The organism is Saccharopolyspora sp., assembly GCF_017434145.1.
Taxonomy (GTDB): Bacteria; Actinomycetota; Actinomycetes; order Mycobacteriales; family Pseudonocardiaceae; genus Saccharopolyspora_C; species Saccharopolyspora_C galaxeae.
In genome coordinates this window covers 1-2,305 of record NZ_JAFRFW010000822.1, presented here as the reverse complement: position 1 = coordinate 2,305, position 2,305 = coordinate 1, and the positions used below count along the sequence as shown (strand labels likewise).

Genomic DNA, 2,305 nt, shown 5'->3' with positions numbered 1-2,305 from the left:
GATGCCCGCCGGAACCGCCACGCTCGGCGTCACCGTCGAACCGGACGGCGGCTCTCCGGCACCCACCACACCGCCGATCATGACCGTGCCGCTGGCGACCTGACCGATCCCGAGTGAAGAACCCGGACCCATCGGGTCGAACGGGTCCTTCACTCGGATTCTCGGTGCGGAGTGCGGGGCGTTCTGCGATCCCGGCATCTCCGAGTCAGCCGCCTCTCGAGTCGGCCGCTTCTCCGAGTCGGCCGGGTCGGCGAGTCAGCACACGGCGCCTTCGGCCGCGGAGCCGACCAGGCGGGCGTACTTGCCCAGCACGCCGTGCCGGAACCGCGGCTCCGGCGCGGTCCACTCCCGCCTCCGGACGGCGAGTTCGTCTTCGTCGACGACCAGGTCCAAGGTCCGGGCCGCGAGATCGAGGTGGATGCGATCCCCGTCGCGGACCAGCGCGATCGGCCCACCATCGGTGGCTTCCGGCGCCACGTGCCCGATGCACAGCCCGGTCGTGCCGCCGGAGAAACGCCCATCGGTCAGCAGCAGCACGTCCTTGCCCAGCCCAGCGCCCTTGATGGCTCCGGTGACCGCGAGCATTTCCCGCATCCCCGGACCACCGCGCGGCCCCTCGTAGCGGATCACCACCACGTCGCCGGGCTGCACGGTCCCGTTGCCCACCGCGTCCATCGCGTCCTGCTCACCGTCGAACACCCGCGCAGTGCCCTCGAACGATGCGGTGTCGAACCCGGCGCTTTTGACCACGGCGCCTTCCGGAGCCAGCGATCCGCGCAGGATCGTCACACCCCCGGTCGGGTGCAGCGGGTTCGACAACGAGTGCAGCACGTCGCCGTCGAGCTCCGGCGGGTCCAGCTCGGCCAGGTTCTCCGCCACGGTCTTGCCGGTGACGGTCATGCAGTCGCCGTGCACGAGTCCCGCGTCCAGCAGCGCCTTCATCACCACCGGAACCCCGCCGATGCGGTCCACCGCGGGCATCACGTGCCGGCCGAACGGCTTCACGTCGGCCAGGTGCGGCACCCGGTCGCCGATCCGGTTGAAGTCCTCCAGCGTCAGGTCGACATCGGCCTCCCGCGCGATCGCCAGCAGGTGCAGCACCGCGTTGGTCGACCCGCCGAACGCCATCACGACCGCGATGGCGTTCTCGAACGCCTCCTTCGTCATGATGTCCCTGCTGGTCAGCCCCTTTTGCAGCATGCCGACCACGGCCTGGCCCGCGTCCCGCGCGCTGGCGTCCCGCCTGCGGTCCACCGACGGCGGGCTCGCCGACCCCGGCACCGACATGCCCAGCGCCTCCGCGGCGCACGCCATGGTGTTCGCGGTGTACATCCCGCCGCAGGCGCCCTCGCCCGGGCAGATGGCACGCTCGATGCGATCCACCTGGTCCTGGCCGATCAATCCGCGAGCACACGCACCGACCGCCTCGAACGCGTCGATGATGGTGACCTCTTGGTCGTCGACCTTGCCGGGCATGATCGACCCCGCGTAGACGAAAACGGACGCCAGGCCCAAGCGCGCGGCGGCCATCAGCATTCCCGGCAGGCTCTTGTCGCAGCCCGCGAGCAGCACCGAGCCGTCCAGCCGCTCGGCCTGCATCACCGTCTCGACCGAATCGGCGATGATCTCCCTGGACACCAGCGAATAGTGCATCCCGACGTGTCCCATCGAGATCCCGTCCGAGACGGAGATCGTCCCGAATTCCATCGGGAAGCCGCCCGCAACGTCGACGCCTTCCTTGCCGGCTTGCGCCAGTCGTTGCAGCGACAGGTTGCATGGCGTGATCTCGTTCCACGAGGACGCGACACCGATCTGCGGCTTCGCGAAGTCGTCGTCCTGCATCCCCAACGCCCGAAGCATCCCGCGCGCAGGCGCGCGCTCCATCCCGTCGGTGACTTCGTGGCTGCGGGGTTTGAGGTTCGCCTGGTGCGCTGCTGGGTTGCTCATCCCGCCGAGGATAGTCCTCGGTGGCTGTGGTTTCTCGGCCGCGGACAGCAGAAGGCCCCGGAACCGTGGTTCCGGGGCCTTCCCCATTTACGAGTAGTGTCGGCGGTGTCCTACTCTCTCACACCCACACAAGTGCAGTACCATCGGCGCTGGAGGGCTTAGCTTCCGGGTTCGGAATGGGACCGGGCGTACCCCGCTCCGCTATACCCACCGACAAACCAACACACACCCAAACCCCATACGGGTGTGCTCACCAAAGGTGAAACCTATTCAACTATGCCTGACAACAAGAGTTGTTGCCTCAGACACCATATAGTGGACACGAGACATCCCTGTGGGCAAGTCCTCGGCCTATTAG

1 protein-coding gene and 1 rRNA gene are annotated in these 2,305 nt (G+C 68.0%); both read right to left on the bottom strand.

Annotated elements, in window-relative coordinates; genetic code table 11:
• Positions 1-255: 255 nt before the first annotated feature.
• Entirely contained in the window at positions 256-1,947 is a 1,692-nt protein-coding gene (ilvD, locus tag IJH84_RS22365; RefSeq protein WP_295148626.1) for a dihydroxy-acid dehydratase, read from the bottom strand.
• Between the two features lie 97 nt (positions 1,948-2,044).
• Positions 2,045-2,162 (bottom strand): 5S ribosomal RNA (rrf, locus tag IJH84_RS22360).
• Positions 2,163-2,305 lie beyond the last annotated feature (143 nt).

What these genes read in the sequence shown, in the direction of transcription:
- ilvD (WP_295148626.1), bottom strand. Translation starts at nt 1,947, where the DNA reads ATGAGCAACCCAGCAGCGCACCAGGCGAACCTCAAACCCCGCAGCCAC.